This window comes from Williamsia sp. Leaf354, assembly GCF_001424365.1.
Classification (GTDB): domain Bacteria; phylum Actinomycetota; class Actinomycetes; order Mycobacteriales; family Mycobacteriaceae; genus Williamsia_A.
The window spans coordinates 312,897-331,359 of record NZ_LMPL01000003.1; the positions used below are offsets into that span (position 1 = coordinate 312,897).

At 68.6% G+C, this 18,463-nt stretch carries 16 protein-coding genes and 1 pseudogene; 10 read left to right on the forward strand and 7 right to left on the reverse strand.

Annotation, left to right across the window (positions count from 1 at the left end):
- Nucleotides 1–128 precede the first annotated feature (128 nt).
- Nucleotides 129–674 (forward strand): type II toxin-antitoxin system VapB family antitoxin, encoded by a 546-nt coding sequence (locus tag ASG12_RS12970; RefSeq protein WP_055790133.1) that lies wholly within the window; start codon nt 129–131, stop codon nt 672–674.
- On the opposite strand, the gene hemW is transcribed toward ASG12_RS12970, so the two are convergent.
- Nucleotides 571–1,800 carry a radical SAM family heme chaperone HemW gene (hemW, locus tag ASG12_RS12975; protein ID WP_055790886.1) on the reverse strand — a complete coding sequence of 410 codons (1,230 nt, stop codon included), beginning with the start codon at nt 1,798–1,800 and terminating at the stop codon, nt 571–573. The two genes, ASG12_RS12970 and hemW, sit on opposite strands and share 104 nt — an antisense overlap.
- 391 nt (nt 1,801–2,191) lie before the next feature.
- Here hemW and ASG12_RS12980 point away from each other — a divergent pair, with 391 nt between their 5' ends.
- From ASG12_RS12980 to ASG12_RS13005, 6 genes are read left to right on the forward strand one after another with little or no spacing between them, the layout of a single operon-like run.
- Entirely contained in the window at nt 2,192–3,898 is a 1,707-nt protein-coding gene (locus ASG12_RS12980; protein ID WP_082501962.1) for a nitrite/sulfite reductase, read from the forward strand.
- Nucleotides 3,895–4,626, forward strand: a complete 732-nt coding sequence (locus tag ASG12_RS12985; protein ID WP_055790140.1) for a phosphoadenylyl-sulfate reductase — start codon at nt 3,895–3,897, stop codon at nt 4,624–4,626. Before ASG12_RS12980 ends, ASG12_RS12985 begins: the two co-directional genes overlap by 4 nt.
- A complete protein-coding gene (cysD, locus tag ASG12_RS12990; RefSeq protein ID WP_443089095.1) occupies nt 4,605–5,591 on the forward strand; it encodes a sulfate adenylyltransferase subunit CysD in 987 nt (328 codons plus the stop codon). The genes ASG12_RS12985 and cysD overlap by 22 nt, the downstream gene beginning before the upstream one ends.
- Nucleotides 5,591–6,925, forward strand: coding sequence for a sulfate adenylyltransferase subunit 1 (locus ASG12_RS12995; RefSeq protein WP_055790146.1), 1,335 nt, complete (start codon nt 5,591–5,593; stop codon nt 6,923–6,925). The genes cysD and ASG12_RS12995 overlap by 1 nt, the downstream gene beginning before the upstream one ends.
- Nucleotides 6,922–7,665: a sirohydrochlorin chelatase gene (locus ASG12_RS13000; protein ID WP_055790149.1), complete on the forward strand. Its 744-nt coding sequence runs from the start codon at nt 6,922–6,924 to the stop codon at nt 7,663–7,665. Before ASG12_RS12995 ends, ASG12_RS13000 begins: the two co-directional genes overlap by 4 nt.
- 52 nt (nt 7,666–7,717) lie before the next feature.
- Nucleotides 7,718–9,232, forward strand: coding sequence for a S1C family serine protease (locus ASG12_RS13005; protein ID WP_082501963.1), 1,515 nt, complete (start codon nt 7,718–7,720; stop codon nt 9,230–9,232).
- A 14-nt stretch (nt 9,233–9,246) separates the two neighbouring features.
- On the opposite strand, the gene ASG12_RS13010 is transcribed toward ASG12_RS13005, so the two are convergent.
- From ASG12_RS13010 to ASG12_RS13030, 5 genes are all read right to left on the reverse strand, one after another.
- Nucleotides 9,247–10,242 (reverse strand): sulfate/molybdate ABC transporter ATP-binding protein, encoded by a 996-nt coding sequence (locus ASG12_RS13010; RefSeq protein ID WP_055790152.1) that lies wholly within the window; start codon nt 10,240–10,242, stop codon nt 9,247–9,249.
- Nucleotides 10,239–11,156, reverse strand: a complete 918-nt coding sequence (gene cysW, locus ASG12_RS13015; RefSeq protein ID WP_055790155.1) for a sulfate ABC transporter permease subunit CysW — start codon at nt 11,154–11,156, stop codon at nt 10,239–10,241. The genes ASG12_RS13010 and cysW overlap by 4 nt, the downstream gene beginning before the upstream one ends.
- Nucleotides 11,153–12,010 carry a sulfate ABC transporter permease subunit CysT gene (gene cysT / locus ASG12_RS13020; protein ID WP_055790158.1) on the reverse strand — a complete coding sequence of 286 codons (858 nt, stop codon included), beginning with the start codon at nt 12,008–12,010 and terminating at the stop codon, nt 11,153–11,155. The genes cysW and cysT overlap by 4 nt, the downstream gene beginning before the upstream one ends.
- Nucleotides 12,007–13,089, reverse strand: a complete 1,083-nt coding sequence (locus tag ASG12_RS13025; protein ID WP_055790889.1) for a sulfate ABC transporter substrate-binding protein — start codon at nt 13,087–13,089, stop codon at nt 12,007–12,009. The genes cysT and ASG12_RS13025 overlap by 4 nt, the downstream gene beginning before the upstream one ends.
- Nucleotides 13,090–13,522: 433 nt before the next feature.
- Nucleotides 13,523–13,723: a hypothetical protein gene (locus tag ASG12_RS13030; protein ID WP_055790892.1), complete on the reverse strand. Its 201-nt coding sequence runs from the start codon at nt 13,721–13,723 to the stop codon at nt 13,523–13,525.
- A 274-nt stretch (nt 13,724–13,997) separates the two neighbouring features.
- Here ASG12_RS13030 and ASG12_RS13035 point away from each other — a divergent pair.
- Nucleotides 13,998–15,887 (forward strand): annotated as a pseudogene (locus ASG12_RS13035) (glycoside hydrolase family 15 protein); the annotation flags it as partial.
- A gap of 22 nt (nt 15,888–15,909) precedes the next feature.
- On the opposite strand, the gene ASG12_RS13040 reads toward ASG12_RS13035, so the two are convergent.
- Nucleotides 15,910–16,815 carry a cation diffusion facilitator family transporter gene (locus ASG12_RS13040; protein ID WP_055790164.1) on the reverse strand — a complete coding sequence of 302 codons (906 nt, stop codon included), beginning with the start codon at nt 16,813–16,815 and terminating at the stop codon, nt 15,910–15,912.
- A 174-nt stretch (nt 16,816–16,989) separates the two neighbouring features.
- Here ASG12_RS13040 and ASG12_RS21275 point away from each other — a divergent pair, with 174 nt between their 5' ends.
- Nucleotides 16,990–17,970, forward strand: a complete 981-nt coding sequence (locus ASG12_RS21275) for a NucA/NucB deoxyribonuclease domain-containing protein (protein ID WP_082501965.1) — start codon at nt 16,990–16,992, stop codon at nt 17,968–17,970.
- A gap of 1 nt (nt 17,971) precedes the next feature.
- The gene (locus tag ASG12_RS13045) at nt 17,972–18,463 is read left to right on the forward strand and encodes a hypothetical protein (RefSeq protein ID WP_156378095.1); all 492 of its coding nucleotides are present in this window, start codon (nt 17,972–17,974) and stop codon (nt 18,461–18,463) included.

The window sequence follows — 18,463 nt, forward strand, 5'->3', positions numbered from 1 at the left end:
CGTGGTCTGCGGGGTCGTGCGGACTCGTGTCGACCGACCACGAGATGGCCGGGAGTCCAGTTTACGGAGGAAACAGCTCCCGGTGACCGACCCGCCCGAACGGTCCTCGCGACGCCTACGGTGGTGGCGTGATCTTCAAGGGCGTACGCAACGGCAAGCCGTATCCCGACCACGGGCTGTCGATGCGTGACTGGGCACAGATCCCGCCCCGACAGTTCCGCCTCGACCAGCTCACGACGGTCACCACCGCCCTCGCGCTGGACAAGTTGCTGTCGGAGGACAGCACGTTCTACGGCGACCTGTTCGCCCACGCGGTGCGCTGGCACGGCGAGATGTACCTCGAGGACGGCCTGCACCGCGCGGTGCGCTCGGCGTTGCGCAACCGCCACGTCATCCACGCGCGTCTGCTCGATCTCGACGCCCTGAACATCGATGCCGTCGCCGAGGCGACGCCGGTCGGCCGCCCCGTGGACGGCGACACCGCCGGGGTCGATGCCACCGCGACGACGGCGCCCATCCTCGCCGCGCCGGCCGACACCGGGGCCCTCGACGCCCCCACCGACCCGGCTATCAGTCCGTCAGCACCTGACGGACCACCCCGTCCGCGAGCAGACGCCCACGGTTGGACAGCACCACCCGATCGCCCCCGAGCCGATCGCTCACGAGCACGGTGAGGCCCGCCTCGACGGTCTCGAGAGCCCGCGCCCGCTCGGCGTCGTCCAGTTCGGACAGAACGAGTCCGGAGTCGCGACGGATCGCGAGCATCACGCGCTCGGTGTGCTTCTCGGTCTCGTCGAGCACCTCGACCGCGGCGACCGGCAGCCGACCGGCCGCCAGTGTCGACGCATGGCGCCCCGGATGTTTCACCGTCGACCACCGCACCCCGCCGACGTGCGAGTGCGCGCCGGGACCGATGCCCCACCAGTCGGCGCTGTCCCAGTAGCCGATGTTGTGGCGACACCGCGCCTGCGGATCGTCGGCTCGCGCCCAGTTCGACACCTCGTACCACTCCATGCCGGCGGCGTGGAGACGGGCGTCGATGGCCTCGTACCGGTCGGCGAGCACGTCGTCGTCGGGTGCGGGCATCTCGCCGCGCCGCACTCGACGGGCCATCGCCGTGCCGTCCTCGACGATCAGGGCGTAGGCCGACACGTGGTCGACCCCGGCGGCGAGCACCGCGTCGAGGGTCGCGTCGAGATCGGCGTCGGACTCCCCCGGCGTGCCGTAGATGACGTCGAGGTTGACGTGCGCGAAGCCCGCCGCGGCCGCCTCGCGTGCCGCGTCGACCGGCCGGCCGGGGGTGTGTACCCGATCGAGCGTGGCCAGCACATGCGGTGCGGCCGACTGCATCCCGAGCGACACGCGGGTGAAACCGGCGGCGAGCAACCCGTCGAAGAACCGCGGTGACGTCGACTCGGGGTTGGACTCCGTGGTCACCTCCGCGCCGGGTGCGAGGTCGAAGTGATCACGTACGGCGTCAAGCACCGACGTCAGTCCGGCTGCGCCCAGCAGCGACGGCGTCCCGCCGCCGACGAACACCGTCGAGACCGGTCGGGCGGGGGTCATCGCGGCCGCGGCGAGCGCAAGCTCGGTCGCGATGGCGGCATGCCAGGTGTCCGGCGAGGAGTCCGATCCCAGTTCACCGGCGGTGTAGGTGTTGAAATCGCAGTATCCGCACCGTGTCGCGCAGAACGGCACGTGGATGTAGAGACCCAGCGGCGTCGCCGGATCGCAGGCGGGGAGAACCAGGTCGTGCGCCCCCGTCTCGCCTCTCGTCGCGCCCGTCTCGTCTCTCGTCATCACGGCCACGTCCTCATCATCCCTCTCCGGCGGGGAATGACCGGCATCACGCATGGCGTTGTCACCGAGGACACCGCTGGCCGATCGGTCGAGCTGCGCTCACCGTGAATCCAAATAGTCCCAAGTAGACGCCGTGAGGAGGGCCGTGGCACTATGGCGACCGTGATCTTCCCCGGGGTGTGGCTGGCCGAACGGCGCCACATCGATCTCAAGCGCGTGTGCAGCGCTTTCTGTCTTCCCTGACGCGTCACGCCCGCAGTCTGTCCGCGATCTCGCCCGATCGTGCCCTGCGCCGAGCCACGCGAAACGTCGATGGGTCCACCCTGACCCGCCATCCCGTGAGTGCTCGCATGTCGAGCGGAGCACCGCGACCATTTCCAGGAGCCACTCGATGACCCCGACACCCCCCGCCACCGGAGCCGACGCGCCCGCGCGGCGTGCCCGTCCCACCAAGCGTCGCGCCGAGGGCCAGTGGAAGCTCGGTTACCGCGAGCCGCTGAACGCCAACGAGCAGTCCAAGAAGGACGACAACCCCCTCAACGTGCGTGCCCGCATCGAGAACATCTATGCGCTGCGTGGGTTCGACTCGATCGACAAGAGCGACTTGCGTGGGCGTTTCCGCTGGTGGGGTCTCTACACGCAGCGCGCGCAGGGGTACGACGGCACGTGGACCGGCGACGAGAACCTCGACCTGCTCGAGGACAGCCACTTCATGATGCGGGTGCGCTGCGACAAGGGCGCCCTGTCCGCCGAGCAGCTGCGCACCATCGGTGAGATCTCCACCGAGTTCGCCCGCGACACCGCGGACCTGTCCGACCGCGAGAACGTCCAGTACCACTGGATCCGCATCGAGGACGTCCCCACCATCTGGAACCGCCTCGAGGCCGTCGGCCTGCAGACCACCGAGGCCTGCGGCGACTGCCCGCGTGTCGTCCTCGGGTCCCCGCTCGCCGGCGAGGCGATCGACGAGGTGCTCGACCCCACCGAGGCGATCGACGAGATCGTCCGGCGCTACATCGGCGACCCCGCCTACTCGAACCTCCCGCGCAAGTTCAAGACCGCCATCTCGGGCCTGCAGGATGTCGCCCACGAGATCAACGACATCGCCTTCATCGGCGTCGAGCACCCCGAGCACGGTCCGGGCCTCGACCTCTGGGTCGGCGGCGGGTTGTCGACGAATCCCATGCTGGCCCAACGGGTCGGCGCGTGGGTCCCGCTCGACGAGGTGCCCGACGTGTGGCAGGGCGTCGTCTCGCTGTTCCGCGACTACGGCTACCGGCGTCTGCGCGCCAAGGCGCGCCTGAAGTTCCTGCTCAAGGACTGGGGCATGGAGAAGTTCCGCCAGGTCCTCGAGGACGAGTACCTCGGCCGGAAGCTGATCGACGGACCCGCCCCCGCGCCGCTGACCGCGCCGCGCGACCACGTCGGCGTGCAGCGACTCAAGAACGGGCTCAACGCCGTCGGGTTCGCGGCCATCGCCGGACGCGTCTCGGGCTCGACGTTGACCGCGGTCGCCGACGCCGCGGCCCGGATCGGTTCCGACCGCATCCGTTTCACCCCGTACCAGAAGCTCGTCGTCCTCGACGTCGCCGACGAGCACGTCGACGGGCTCATCGAGGAGTTGGCCGCCCACGGTCTCGACGGACGGCCGTCGCGCTGGCGTCGCAACCTCATCGCCTGCTCGGGCATCGAGTTCTGCAAGCTGTCGTTCACCGAGACCCGCAAGCGTTCCCAGAAACTCGTGCCGGAGCTCGAGGAGCGGCTCGCCGACATCGACGCCCAGCTCGACGTCCCCGTCACGATCAACATCAACGGCTGCCCCAACTCGTGCGCGCGGGCCCAGATCGCCGACATCGGCTTCAAGGGCATGTTGATCGAGGACGACAACGGCGACCACGTCGAGGGTTTCCAGGTCCACCTGGGCGGAAGCCTCGGCCAGGACGCGGGTTTCGGCCGCAAGGTCCGTCAGCACAAGGTTCCCACCGGCGAACTCGGCGACTACGTCGACCGCGTGGTGCGCAATTTCGTCAAACACCGCTCGGAGGGGGAACGCTTCGCGGAGTGGACCCTCCGGGCCCAGGAGGAGGATCTGCGATGAGTACTGCCGTACGCATCGAGGCGCATCTGCGCGAACTCGCCGAGTCCGGCGCCCGTGACCTCGGGCCCGACGCGACCCCCGAGGAGCTGTTGCGCTGGACCGCCGAGAACTTCGGCACCGACTTCGTGGTCGCGTCGAACATGCAGGACGCCGCGCTGGTCGACCTCGCCGTCGACGCGATCGATCCCGCCTCGCTCGATCACGAGAAGCTCAAGGTGCTCTTCCTCGACACCGGCTACCACTTCGCCGAGACCCTCGGCACCCGGGACGCCGTCGAACAGGTCTACGGCGTCGAGATCGTCAACGTCACCCCCGAACAGACCGTCGCCGAGCAGGACGAGTTGTTGGGCCGCAACCTGTTCGCCTCCGATCCGGGCGAGTGCTGCCGGTTGCGCAAGGTGGTCCCGCTGCAGCGTCAGCTCTCGAACTACAGCGCCTGGGTGACCGGTATCCGACGGGTGGAGTCACCCACCCGCGCGAACGCGCCGTTGATCTCGTTCGACGAGGGCTTCGGTCTGGTGAAGATCAACCCGATCGCGGCGTGGACCGACGAGCAGATGCAGGACTACATCGACCGGCGCGGCGTACTGGTGAACCCCCTCGTCGACGAGGGGTACCCGTCGATCGGATGCGCGCCCTGCACGGCGAAACCCGCGCCCGGTTCCGATCCCCGCAGCGGCCGCTGGGCCGGCCGCTCCAAGACCGAATGTGGGTTGCACGCCTCATGACCATCGAGCAGAGCACACCGGCGACACCGTCGCTGGCCGGCACTCCGACGACACCGTCGCTTCACGACGGGGAGCAGTTCACCACCCTCGACGCACTGGAGTCCGAGGCGATCCACATCTTCCGTGAGGTCGCCGGCGAGTTCGAGCGTCCGGTGATCCTGTTCTCCGGCGGCAAGGACTCGACGGTCCTGCTGCACGTTGCGATCAAGGCGTTCTGGCCGGCCCCGATCCCGTTCTCGCTGCTGCACGTCGACACCGGGCACAACCTGCCCGAGGTCCTCGCGTTCCGCGACGAGGTCGTCGCACGCCACAACCTGCGCCTGCACGTGGCGAGCGTCGAGGACTACCTCGCCGACGGCCGGCTGACCGAACGAGCCGACGGCGTCCGCAACCCCCTGCAGACCGTCCCCCTGCTCGACGCCATCAACGACCACCGCTTCGACGCGGTGTTCGGCGGCGGGCGTCGCGACGAGGAACGGTCGCGGGCCAAGGAGCGGATCTTCTCGCTGCGCAACGCCTTCGGGCAGTGGGACCCCAAGCGCCAGCGACCGGAGCTGTGGAACCTCTACAACGGCAAGCACGCCCCCGGCGAGCACGTCCGCGTGTTCCCGCTGTCGAACTGGACCGAGCTCGACGTGTGGCGCTACATCGCCCGCGAGCAGGTGCTGCTCCCCGGCATCTACTACGCGCACGAGCGTGACGTCTTCGAGCGTGACGGCATGTGGATGACCCCCGGGCCGTGGGGTGGACCCCGCGACGGCGAAGAGCTGCGACGACTCTCGGTGCGGTACCGCACCGTCGGCGACGGCTCCACCACCGGCGCGGTGCTCTCCGACGCCGCCGACAACGACGCCGTCCTCGCCGAGGTCGCGGCCTCCCGGCTCACCGAGCGCGGCGCCACCCGTGGCGACGACCGCGTCTCCGAGGCGGCCATGGAAGACCGAAAGCGTGAGGGCTACTTCTGATGACCACCACCGCCTCCCCCGCCGACACCACCGGTGGGCGCGTCGAGAACTCCGATCTGCTGCGCATCGCGACCGCGGGCAGCGTCGACGACGGCAAGTCGACCCTCGTCGGCCGCCTGCTGTTCGACACCAAATCGGTTCTGGCCGACCAGATCGACGCGGTCACCCGTGCCTCGGTGGACAAGGGCCTCGACACCCCTGACCTGTCGCTGCTGGTCGACGGCCTCCGCGCCGAACGCGAGCAGGGCATCACCATCGACGTCGCCTACCGCTATTTCGCGACGCCGCGACGGTCGTTCGTGCTCGCCGACACCCCCGGTCACGTGCAGTACACCCGCAACACCGTCTCGGGTGCGTCGACCGCCCAGCTGGTGATCCTGCTGGTCGACGCGCGCACCGGTGTCGTCGCCCAGACTCGCCGCCACGCCGCCGTCATGGCGCTGCTCGGGGTCCCCCGACTGGTGTTGGCGGTCAACAAGATCGACCTCGTCGACGACGCGGCCACGGTGTTCGCCGAGATCAGCGCCGAGTTCGCCCGACTGACCGGCACCCTCGGCTGGGACGACGCCGACGTGCAGGCCATCCCGGTCTCGGCCCTACGCGGTGACAACGTCGCCCACCGGTCGGCGCTGACCGACTTCTACAGCGGCCCGACCCTCATCGAGCACCTCGAGTCGGTGCCGAACGTGGCCGACCGTGCGCCGGTGGGCTTCCGCTTCCCCGTGCAGTACGTCATCCGCCCCCGCACCGCCGAGTACCTCGACTACCGGGGATACGCCGGTCAGGTCGCCGCCGGTCGCGTGGCCGTCGGCGACGAGGTCGTCGTGCTGCCGTCGGGCATCCGCACCACGGTGTCGGGAATCGACACCGCCGACGGATCGCTCGAGTCGGCGCACACCGGCCGCAGTGTCACGGTGCTCCTCGCCGACGACATCGACATCTCGCGCGGTGACATCATCGCCGCGGTCGCCGATGCGCCGGACCCGATCTCGTCGTTCACCGCGACGGTGTGCTGGCTCGGCGACAAGCCGCTGGCGCCGGGTGCGCGACTGCTGCTCAAGCACGGGACACTGTCGACGCCGGCGATCGTCGGGTCCCTCGACGCCCTGTTCGACGAGCAGGATCTGTCGGTGCACGACGGCCCGGAACGCCTCGAGCTCAACCAGATCGGGCGGATCACCGTGCAGACGGCCGCGCCGGTGGCGGCCGACGACTACCTCGTCAACCGCGAGACCGGCAGCTTCCTGCTGATCGATCCGCAGGGCGGCAACACCCTCGCCGCCGGCCTCGTGGGCGACGCCCTGGCACCGTTGCACCTGTCCGCCCTGGCGTGACCGACGCGCTCGTCCTCGCCGCGCACGGCAGTCGAGATCCCCGTTTCGCCGTCACCGCGCGCGAGGTCACCGACGCCGTTGCCGCGGCGCTACCCGGGACCGACGTCCACCTGGGGTTCCTCGATCTCGATGAGCCGACGGTGGCCGAGGTCGTGGCGAGCGTGTCCGGCCCGCATGTGGTGGTCGTGCCGCTGCTGTTCTCGGCCGCGTTCCACACGGGCGTCGATCTGCCCGCCGCGCTCGATGTCGAACGCGGACGTCGTCCGGAGGTGAGGTTCACCCAGGCACCGCCTCTGGGGTCCGACCCGCGACTTCTCACCGCGCTCGTCGACCGACTGCACGCGGCGGGTCTGGCCCCCGACGACGGTGTCGTGCTGTGCGCCGTGGGCAGCCGCGATCGGGATGCCGACGCCCAGTTCCACGCGGTCGCCTCCGATCTCGCCGACCACGTCGCATGCCGGGGAATCGAACCGCTGTTCGCCACGCGTCTGGGTCCCGAGGCCCGATACCTGCGCGAGGCCGTCGAACGACTCGAGGCGACGGGTGCCCGCAGGATCGTGGTGGGCCCGTACTTCCTGTCGGCGGGAACACTCACCGATCGGGTCGAGAACGCCCTGGCCGACCTGAGGGTCGGTGTCGCGATCGCCGAGCCGATCGGCGCGCACCCGGGACTGATCGACATCATCTGCGACCGCTACCGCGCCTCGGCCACCGGGAATCCTGGGCAAAGCCTCAGCTGATTCCGGTCGGAACACTCGGGCTGCGCTCAGGTTCGGCGCGGACGGTGGTGTCATGCACGAGAACCCGAACGACCACCAGAACCCGCACGACCAGAACGCGGACGACACGCGCCCGTACGACCGGCAGACGAACGAGTCGTCGTCGCAGGAGCCGACGTCCCCGGACGAGCAGACCCAGCGGTGGGAGAGCCGTCCCGCACACGCCGCCGGCGACCCGTACCACTCGAACCCGGCATACGCGGCACCGCCGTCGTACGGGAGTTTCCCGACATACGTTGCGCCACAGCCCACCCCGGGCGCGAACGCTCCCTTCGGGGCCACACCGTCGGCCACCGCCCCCACCCCGGGTACCCCGACACCCCGGCATCGCTCCGGCACCCCGATCCTCGTCGCCGTCCTCGCGGCCGGATTGATCGGCGGCGGTCTCGGCGCCGGCGGTGTCGCACTCCTCGATCATCGCGACTCCACCCCGGCGGCCCTGACCTCGGTCCCGTCGTCGCCAGGGACGGTGAACGCGACCCCCGGCTCGGTCACCTACGCGGCCAAGGTCGCCTCGAAGTCCACCGCCGACATCGCCGTCTCCGGGGCGCAGGGCACCGCGGTCGGCAGCGGGATCATCCTCACCGCAGACGGATACACGCTCACCAACAACCACGTGGTGTCCGGCGTCGGCGACGGCGGACGGATCCAGGTCACCCTCCCCGACGGCAGCACCCACGCCGCGACCGTCACCGGTGTCGCACCGTCCTACGACCTCGCCGTCATCAAGGTCTCCGGCGTCAACAACCTCACCCCGGCCACCCTCGGACAGTCGAACGGACTGCAGGTCGGCCAGCAGGTCGTCGCCGTGGGCAGCCCCGAGAACCTGTCCAACACCGTCACCTCCGGCATCATCAGCGCCCTGAGCCGCACCGTGACCGCCGGCGACGAATCCGGTTCGCAGGTCGCGGTCTACAACGGTCTGCAGACCGACACACCGATCAACCCGGGCAATTCCGGTGGGCCACTGGTGAACCTGCAGGGGCAGGTGGTCGGCGTGAACTCCGCCGTCGACACCGGGCAGGCCGCCAGCGGCGGCGTGCAGGCCTTCGGACTGGGGTTCTCGATCCCCGTCGACACCGCCAAGCGTGTCGCCGAACAGCTCATGCAGGACGGCACGGCCACCAAACCCGTTCTGGGCGTGTCCGGTTCCCTGTCGCAGACCACCAACGCCTCGCAGACGAGCGTCAACGGAGCCCGCGTGGGATCGGTGTCGGCCGACGGTGCCGCCGCCCGCGCCGGTCTGCGCGCCGGCGACGTCATCACCGCCATCGACGGCAGCCCGATCAGCAACTACGCCGACCTGATGGCGCAGGTCCTGCGCCATCAGCCCGGTCAGCAGATCCCGATCACCGTCACCGACGCGAGCGGGAAGTCGGAGAAACTGACCGTGACGCTGGGCAGCGCCAAGGACGACGCCACCACGACGGTGTCGACGCAGTCGGCCCCGTCGCAACAGGGGTCGCCCGACCAGGGTTCGCCCCAGCAGGGGTCGCCGTTCGGGGGACTGGATCCGTTCGGGCAGTGACGCGGTGGGCCCGCTCAGCCGGCGATCGTCGGGACGCGTGTGGCGCGGACGTAGACCTCGTCTCCGTCCGACAGCGACAGCGCCTCGGCGTCGCCGCGGGTGATCTGGGCGTGGAAATCGTCGCCGGTGGCGGCGTTGACGAGCTCCACCCGCACCTCGAAGCCCAGGTGCACGACGCGCGCCACGGTGGCCTTGAGGACACCGGTCGCGGCGGCGGCCGAATCCGCGCCCGACAGGGCCAGATCGGGTGAGCGCCCCACGCGGATGTCGTGGGGCCGCACCAGAGAGCCGTTGAGCCGGGCGACCGAGCCCAGGAATCCCATGACGAACTCGTTGGCCGGGCGGTCGTAGAGGTCGTCGGGGCTCCCGACCTGCTCGATCCGACCGCGGTTGAGGACAGCGATGCGGTCGGCCACGTCGAGCGCCTCCTGCTGGTCGTGGGTGACCAGCACCGTCGTCACGTGGACGTCGTCGTGCAGTCGCCGCAGCCACTTGCGCAGATCCTCGCGGACCTTCGCGTCGAGCGCGCCGAACGGCTCGTCGAGCAGCAGCACCTGCGGGTCGACGGCCAGCGCCCGCGCCAGCGCCATGCGCTGACGCTGACCGCCGGAGAGCTGTGCGGGATAGCGGGTCTGGAACCCGGCCAGGCCCACCACCTCGAGCAGTTCGTCGACCTTGCGGGTCACCTCGGCCTTCGGCCGCTTGCGGATCTTCAGACCGAACGCGACGTTCTCGCGGACCGTCATGTGCTTGAACGCCGCGTAGTGCTGGAACACGAACCCGATGTCGCGGTTCTGCGGCGACACCCGGGTGACGTCCTCGCCGTTGATGCTCACCACACCCGAGTCGAGGGAGTCCAGGCCCGCGATGGACCGCAGCAGGGTGGACTTGCCCGAACCCGACGGGCCGAGCAGCGCGGTCAGCGACCCCGCCGGGATGTCCAGCGACACGTCGTCGAGAGCGGCGAAATCGCCGTAGCGCTTGTTCGCGCGGGAGACCGAGATCGTCATCGTGCGTACTCCTTGTCGGCGGGGGTCGTGTCCGGCACCTGATCGGCGGCGGGGTCGATCGTGGGAACGGGGTCGTCGGTGCTGCCGCGCCGGGCACCCTTGGCCAGGCGACCGGCGAGTCCGCGGCGTTCGATGAGCGTCATCGCCACCAGCACCAGCAATGCGATGAGCATGAGCAGGGTCGCCGCGGCGTAGGCGCCGTACTCGTTGTAGTCGTCGGTGTAGCGCGAGGAGACCAGCAGCGTCAGGGTCTGGGAGATCCCCGGGAACCCCGACGACACGATGATCACCGCGCCGTACTCGCCCAGGCTGCGGGCGACGGTGAGGACGACCCCGTAGGTGAGTCCCCACCGGATGGCGGGCAGGGTGATCCGGCGGAAGGTCTGCCATCCGTTGGCACCGAGGGTGGCCGCGGCCTCCTCCTGCTCGGTCCCGATCTCACGGAGCACCGGCTCGACCTCCCGCACCACGAACGGGAGCGTGACGAAGATGGTGGCGAGCACCATGCCGGGCAGGCCGAAGATCACGCGGAAGCCGAGACTCTCGACACCGCCGAACCATCCGCCATAACCCCACAGGAGCACCAGCGAGACACCCACGACGACGGGCGAGACGGCGAACGGCAGGTCGATGATCGCCTGCACGATGCCGCGGCCGCGAAAACGACCGCGCACCAACGCGATGGCGGTGGCGATGCCGAACACGACGTTGAGCGGCACCACGATCACGACGATCAGCAGACTGAGCTGCAGCGCCGAGATGGCCGCCGGCGTGGTGATCCAGTCCCAGAACTGGCCGAGGCCGTGTTCGAAGGATCGCCAGAAGATCAGCGCGACGGGGACCACCAGGAGGACGAACAGGTAGATCAGCGCGAGGGCGCGCAGACCGTAGCGCGAGGTCGGCGACAGTTTCATCGGTCGGCCCCCTCACGCTTGGCCGAGCGACGACCGACGATCCGCAGCACGAAGAGCACCACGAACGCGATCAGCAGGAGCACCACCGACACCGCCGAGGCGTCGACCGGTGCGTCGACCTCGAGTTGCTGCTGGATGTACTGCGAGGCGACCTGGGTGTCGCCGGGGATGTTGCCGCCGATGAGGACGACCGACCCGAACTCGCCGATGGCGCGGGTGAAGGCCAGACCGGCGCCGGTGAGGATGGCCGGCGCCAGCGACGGCACCACGACCTTCGTCCAGATCGTCCAGTTCGAGGCGCCCAGCGACGCGGCGGCCTCCTCGACCTCGCGGTCGACCTCGATGAGGACCGGCTGCACCTGGCGCACCACGAAGGGCAGGGTCACGAACGCCAGCGCGATCACCAGGGCGGGTTGGGTGGCGTTGAGCTGGATGTCGATGGGGCTGTTGGGTCCGTAGAGCGACAGCAGCACCAGGCTCGCGACGATGGTGGGCAACGCGAACGGCAGGTCGATCAGCGCGTTCACGATCCCCTTGCCGGGGAACTCGTCACGGACGAGCACCCACGCGATCACCGTGCCCATCACGACGTTGATCAGCGCGACCACGATCGACACCAGCACGGTCACCCGGATCGACGCGATGGCGTTGTCGGCGGTGACCGCGGTCCAGAAACCGCTCCAGCCGTCGTCGAACGACTTCGTCGTGATCGCCGCGAGCGGCAGCAGCACGATGACGGTGAGCCAGAGCCCGGCGACACCGATACCCAGGGGGCCTGCGCCGGTGATGCGTCGGCCGCCGGCGAGTTTCGGCGCGGGCGGGGTGTCGGGCGGTTCGACCTGCACCGTGGTCATGCCTTGCCTCCTGCGTCGTAGATCTTGCTGATGGCGCCCTTGGTGCCGAACAACTCCGAGTCGACGGCCTTCCAGCCGGTGAGGTCCTTGCCCGCTTTTCCGGTGTCACTGTTCTCGGCGGCGGTGCCCTTGCCGAGCACCTTGCCGAGGGCGGAGATGGTCCACAGCTTGTCGATGGTGCCGGGGAACAGCGAGCGGGTCGCGGCGATCACCGACGGCGTGACCGGCCGGAAGCCCTGCTGGGCCCAGATGCGTTGTCCCTCATCGGTGAAGAGGAACTCGACGAACTTCTCGGCCGACGCCTTGTCGTCACTGGTGTTCACCACCGCGACCGGGTTCTCGATCTTGAACGTCTGCGGCGGGATCACGTAGTCGACGCGTTGGGACGCCGGGGCCGTGCCGTTCTTGCGCTGCAGCATGATGGCCTCGTTCTCATAGCTGATGAGGACGTCGCCCTGACCCTGCTCGAACGTGGTGGTGGCCTCGCGACCCGACTTCGGGTTGACGCGGATGTGGTCGCGCACGAGGTCGCTCACGTAGGCCAGGCCGGCCTTCTCGTCGACGCCGCCGTTGCTCTTGGCCGCAAACGGCGCCAACAGGTTCCACTTGGCCGAACCGGAGCTGCCCGGGTTCGGGGTGATGACCTCGACGCCGGGCTTGAGCAGGTCGTCCCAGTCGCGGATGTTCTTCGGGTTGCCCTGGCGGACCACGAGTGCCACCACCGACCCGAACGGGGTGCTGTTGTTGGGGTGCTGGGTCTTCCAGTCCTCGTCGACCACGCCTGCCTTCACCAGTCGCGTGATGTCGGGCTCGACGGAGAAGTTGACGACGTCGGCGGGTACCCGTCGGGCGACCTTGCGCGACTGGTCACCCGAGGCCCCGTAGGACTGGGAGAACCCGATGTCGGATCCGGCGTCGGTGTCGCGGAACGCGGGGATGATCTTGTCGAAACCGGGTTTCGGGGTCGCGTAGGCGATGAGGTTCACGTGGTGGGAGCCGCTGGAGATGTCACGGCCGCCGGGGGTGTCGGTGGAGCCACCCCCGCAGGCGGTGAGCGTCACCACGAGGCCGACGGCCACGAGGCAGGCGGCGTACGCACGTCGGTGTGCACGCCATCGGTGGCGGTGCGAGGGACGGAGTTCGGGCACGGACACACCCTTCACGAGTGGGACGGGATTCGGCGGGGCCGGATGTCGGCGGGGGCGGCCACGTCCGAGAGGAGATGGACGCCGAGGGCAGCATGCGCGGGGCGCGGGGAGGACCGGGCGTCAGCGACAGTGAATGTCTGCGACACAGCGGTATTCCACTGCGAAGAGGGCCATCCGGAGGTGTGTCCGGTAGCGCGGCGATGCGATCACAGCCGGAAGATTATCAGCAGAGGAGTACGGCGCCCTGCGCTGCGAAGGCGGCGACGGGCAAGCTTCTGAGCAGGACTAACGGGTGGCGAGCCAGGCGACGAGCACCAGCACGAGGAGCGCTATCAGCGCGAGGGTGACGCGGGAGCGCGGCATGTCAGGGCTCACCCCGGGTGGTGCGCGTCGGCGCGAAGCGGTCGACGAGGTGCAGCACGCCGTTGACCAGTGCGTTGAGCACGACGGCGGCGAGGATCGCGAGCGGGATGAGCACCGCCAGGCTGACCAGCAGCTGGGGGACGAACGACAAACCGGTCAACCACGCCTCGACGCCGTCCCACCACGTCCGGATCCCGTTCACCGCCACAGCGTAGCGCGAACGATTTAACTCACCGTGGGTCTAAAGCGGACGCGACCCGCACCCGGCCGACCCGACGAGGTCACGCGACTCCGACGCCTTGCTGTGGCGCACGGCGTGCCCCCTCACCCATGATGGACCGATGACAACCCCTGCCCACGAGGGCGCGGCCACTGCGGTCCCCGGTGCCACCGACTCGGGCCGTCCCGTGCCCGGCACCCCGGGACTCGCCCACGCCTCCGACATCAGCGGTTTCACACCGGCGACGGCGACGCACAACGCGTTCCCGCCGATCGACGACTACGCGTTCCTCTCCGACTGCGAGACGAACTGTCTGATCGCCCGCAACGGCGCGGTCGAGTGGATGTGCGTCCCCCGACCGGACTCCCCGAGCATCTTCGGCGCGATCCTCGACCGCTCGGCCGGGCATTTCAAGGTCGCGCCGTACGGCGTCAACGTGCCGGTCGATCGCCGCTACCTGCCCGGCAGCCTGATGGTCGAGACCACATGGCAGACCGACACCGGCTGGATGATCGTGCGCGACGCGCTCGTCATGGGCCCCTGGCACGACAACGACACCCGCTCGCGCACGCACCGGCGGACACCGACCGACTGGGATGCCGAGCACATCCTGCTGCGCACGGTGAGGTGTGTCAGCGGCACCGTCGAGGTGGCGTTGAGCTGCGAGCCGGCCTTCGACTACCACCGCGGCACCACGACGTGGGAGTACTCGGGCCCGGCCTACGGCGAGGCGATCGCCACCGCGTCCGACACCACCCACCCGTCGCCGACGCTGAAGCTGACCACCAACTTCAAGCTCGGACTCGAGGGCCGCGAGGCCCGGGCCCGGTCGCGACTGAACGAGGGCGACAACCGGTTCATCGCGCTGAGCTGGTCGTCGCAACCCGCGCCGCAGAACTGGGAGGAGGCGGCGCAGAAGATGTGGGCGACCTCGGAGTCGTGGCGCCAGTGGATCAACATCGGCTCGTTCCCCGACCACCCGTGGCGGGGACACCTGCAGCGCAGTGCGTTGACGCTCAAGGGCTTGACCTACTCCCCCACCGGCGCACTGCTCGCCGCAGCCACCACGTCACTGCCGGAAACGCCCGGCGGCGAACGCAACTGGGACTACCGCTACGCCTGGGTACGCGATTCGACCTTCGCCCTGTGGGGGCTCTACACCCTCGGACTCGACCGCGAGGCCGACGACTTCTTCTCCTTCATCGCCGACGTGTCCGGCGCGACGAACGGCGAACACCATCCCCTGCAGGTGATGTACGGCGTCGGGGGCGAACGCACCCTCGACGAGGAGGAACTGCACCACCTCTCGGGATACGACGGCGCCCGACCGGTCCGCATCGGCAACGGCGCGTACAACCAGTCGCAGCACGACATCTGGGGCACCATGCTCGATTCGGTGTACCTCAACATGAAGTCGAACGAGACGATCTCGGAGACCCTGTGGCCGGTGCTCAAGGCGCAGGTCGAGGAGGCGGTCAAGCACTGGCGCAAACCTGATCGGGGTATCTGGGAGGTGCGTGGTGAACCGCAGCACTTCACCTCGTCGAAGGTGATGTGCTGGATCGCGCTGGACCGCGGGGCGCGGCTGGCCACCATGCACGGCGAGAAGTCGTACGCGCAGACGTGGGCTCGGATCGCCGACGAGATCAAGGCCGACATCCTCGAACACGGCGTCAACGACAAGGGCGTGTTCACCCAGCGTTACGGCAGCGACGCCCTCGACGCGTCGCTGTTACTGGTGCCGCTGCTGCGTTTCATGCCGTCCGACGACGAGCGGGTCCGCAACACCGTCCTCGCCATCGCCGACGAGCTCACCGAGAACGGCCTCGTGCTGCGCTATCGCGTCGAGGAGACCGACGACGGGCTGTCCGGCGAGGAGGGGACGTTCACCATCTGCTCGTTCTGGTTGGTGTCGGCGCTGGTCGAGATCGGTGAGCTGACCCGGGCCAAGCACCTGTGCGAGCGGTTGCTGAGCTACTCGAGTCCATTGAAGCTCTACGCCGAGGAGATCGACTCCAACACCGGTCGCCACCTCGGCAACTTCCCGCAGGCGTTCACCCACCTGGCGTTGATCAACGCGGTCATGCACGTCATCCGCGCCGAGGAGGCCGGCTCGCACGGCACGTTCGTGCCCGCCAACGCCTGACATCCGGTCGAGCGCGCCGCCGTCAGTCCAGACGCCACGGCTCGTAGGCGCGGGGGTCGCCGATCGGTTCGAGGTGGATCGCGACGTGCAGGTGCTCGAGGGCGTCGACGAGGTCGGTCTCCACCCGTTCGACGAGGTCGTGGCCGCGTTGCACACTCCACTCGCCGGGAACGAGCATGTGCAGCTGCAGGAATCGCTCGTGGCCGGCCTCCCGGGTGCGGACGTCGTGGAAGTCGATCTCGTCGCTGCGGTGGCCGTCGAGGACGGCATCGAGTTTCGCGCGTTCGTCGTCAGGGAGCGCGGTGTCCATCAGTCCGGCGCCCGACTGCCAGACCAGTCGCCCTCCGACGACGAGGATGTTCACCGCGACCGCGATCGCGATGAGCGGGTCGAGTGGCAGCCACCCGGTGAGCGCGACGAGCAGGACACCGATCACGACCCCTGCAGTCGTCCACACATCGGTGAGCAGGTGCTTGCCGTCGGCCTCCAGCGAGAGCGAACGATGCCTGCGGCCGATGCGGATGAGGTACAGGCCCACCACCCCGTTGATGACCGTCGCGACCACCGAGATCACCAGACCCAGTCCGACGGACTCGAGTTCGGCCGGCGACAGCAGTCGATCGACCGCGGCGACGATGATGATCCCGGCCGCGACCACGATCATCACGCCCTCGAACACCGCGGAGAAGTACTCGGCCTTGGTGTGGCCGAAGTTGTGGTCGTCGTCGGCGGGCTTCACCGCGACCTTCAGGGCGACGAACGCCGCGACGGCCGCGACGACGTTGACGAGCGACTCGGCGGCGTCGGAGAGCAGGCCCACCGAACCCGACACCTGCCAGGCGATCACCTTGAGGGTGATGACGACGAGCGACGCCGCCAGACTCAGCAGGGCGAATCGCGACAGGTCTGCGCGGGCTTCGGTGGTCACGCGCTCATCATGCCGCAGCGGTACGCCTCCGAACGGCCCAGCCGCGCCCGCGAAACAGCACGCGCGCTTCCGGCGAATGCCCGCGGCCATCGGCGAGTGATCGGCATCACCATTGCATACGTTCGTTAGGGTTTGTAACTTTATCTCCATTCGTACACCCGAACGGAGACGTCGATGAAGATTCGCACCAGATCCAACTTCTTGGCAGTGGCGCTCATTGCCGCCAGCCTGCTGTTCGCAGCACCCTCGCAGGCAGCGCCACTCCCTCATCCCGAAGGCGGTCAATCCGCACCCGTCAGCGCAAGAATCTCCATCTCACCGCCAGTACATGCACACGTACGGAACCAGTCGATCGGGCCGGTCTTCTGCGCGTCGCGAATCGCCACCTGCACGGATTCACAACTCACGTATACGAGCCTCGATGACAAGGGCGAGGTGACCGGCGTGACCGTCTACGATGATCGCGTATCCCAAACCACCAGCCCCACAGGCGGATCTGTACAACTGAAGTACGAACTCGAGCGAATCAGCACCGCAGGCAACATCTTGTCCGGCAACCTCGTCGTCAGCGTTGGCGGAGGCGGAAGCATGTCGCTGCTGATCTCGCCGGCGGCTGTGTACAGCGTGGGAACCACGTCCTACGTGCCGCCGATCTCGCCCGGGGTAGACGGAACGCACGCAACGCTGACCGGCGAAATCGAACCCTTTGACGGTACTGCGATATCCGGCTTCACCTTCATCGACCCATCGGTCGTCCGATGCGACACCACTGTGCGCGCGACTGCCGGATGCGTGAACCCCGAAGTGACGCCAACTTTCGACATGACCGGTTACCCCAACATCACGCCGAATGTTGTGCGTTATCAGGCGGCAGGCCAGCCAGGCGCGCCCGGCGGAGTTCCCCTCACCAAGATTCCCGGTGAGGAGAGCGACGCCAACCGCGCGGACGGACCGTGCAAGGCGTTCCCCTCTCCGCGACCCGACGGGGAACAGTGCGATGAGTACCCGTTCGCTTCCACCTTGGAAGGTGGACCCACCGCTTTGGCAGACCTGGTACCGGCCACCGAGAACCGAAGTCAAGGTGGGAATATCAACAACTTCTATTTCCAGAACCGAGTTGTACCCGGCGATAAGTTCTTCGTGAAGGTGCAGTGACTTGAGCCAACACGCACCACTCCATCATGGGTACGGACGGCTCATCACCGACGGAACGTTCATGCTGTGCTCCCTCTACTTCTCCGACGGCATAGCTCGGGTTTACGATCCGTCACGGCCTGACCCCTGGCCCCTGGCGTTGTCTGGTGATGACTTGGCGGTTATCACTGTGGAGGGCCAGAACATCTGGTGCGGAGTCGAATTGGCTCTGTGGTCAGCCGAGGTGGATGTCCCCGAGGGCGCCTGGGAAGCCAGCGCGACCGTGGACGTCGCGTACCGCGCGGAGGCGGAGGTGAACACAATCGGGCAGCTTTATCAATTCGATGGCACGATCGGTGATTTCAAGGTCCCCGCCGGTTCATATCGGCTTCGAGCGGTCGCCCGCGGACGCGAAGCGGTGCGACACATCGCCACCGAGATCGGCCAACCTACCGATCCGTCGGAACTGGTGGAACAGATCAGGATCGACCTTTGGCCCATCGAGGCGAGCTGA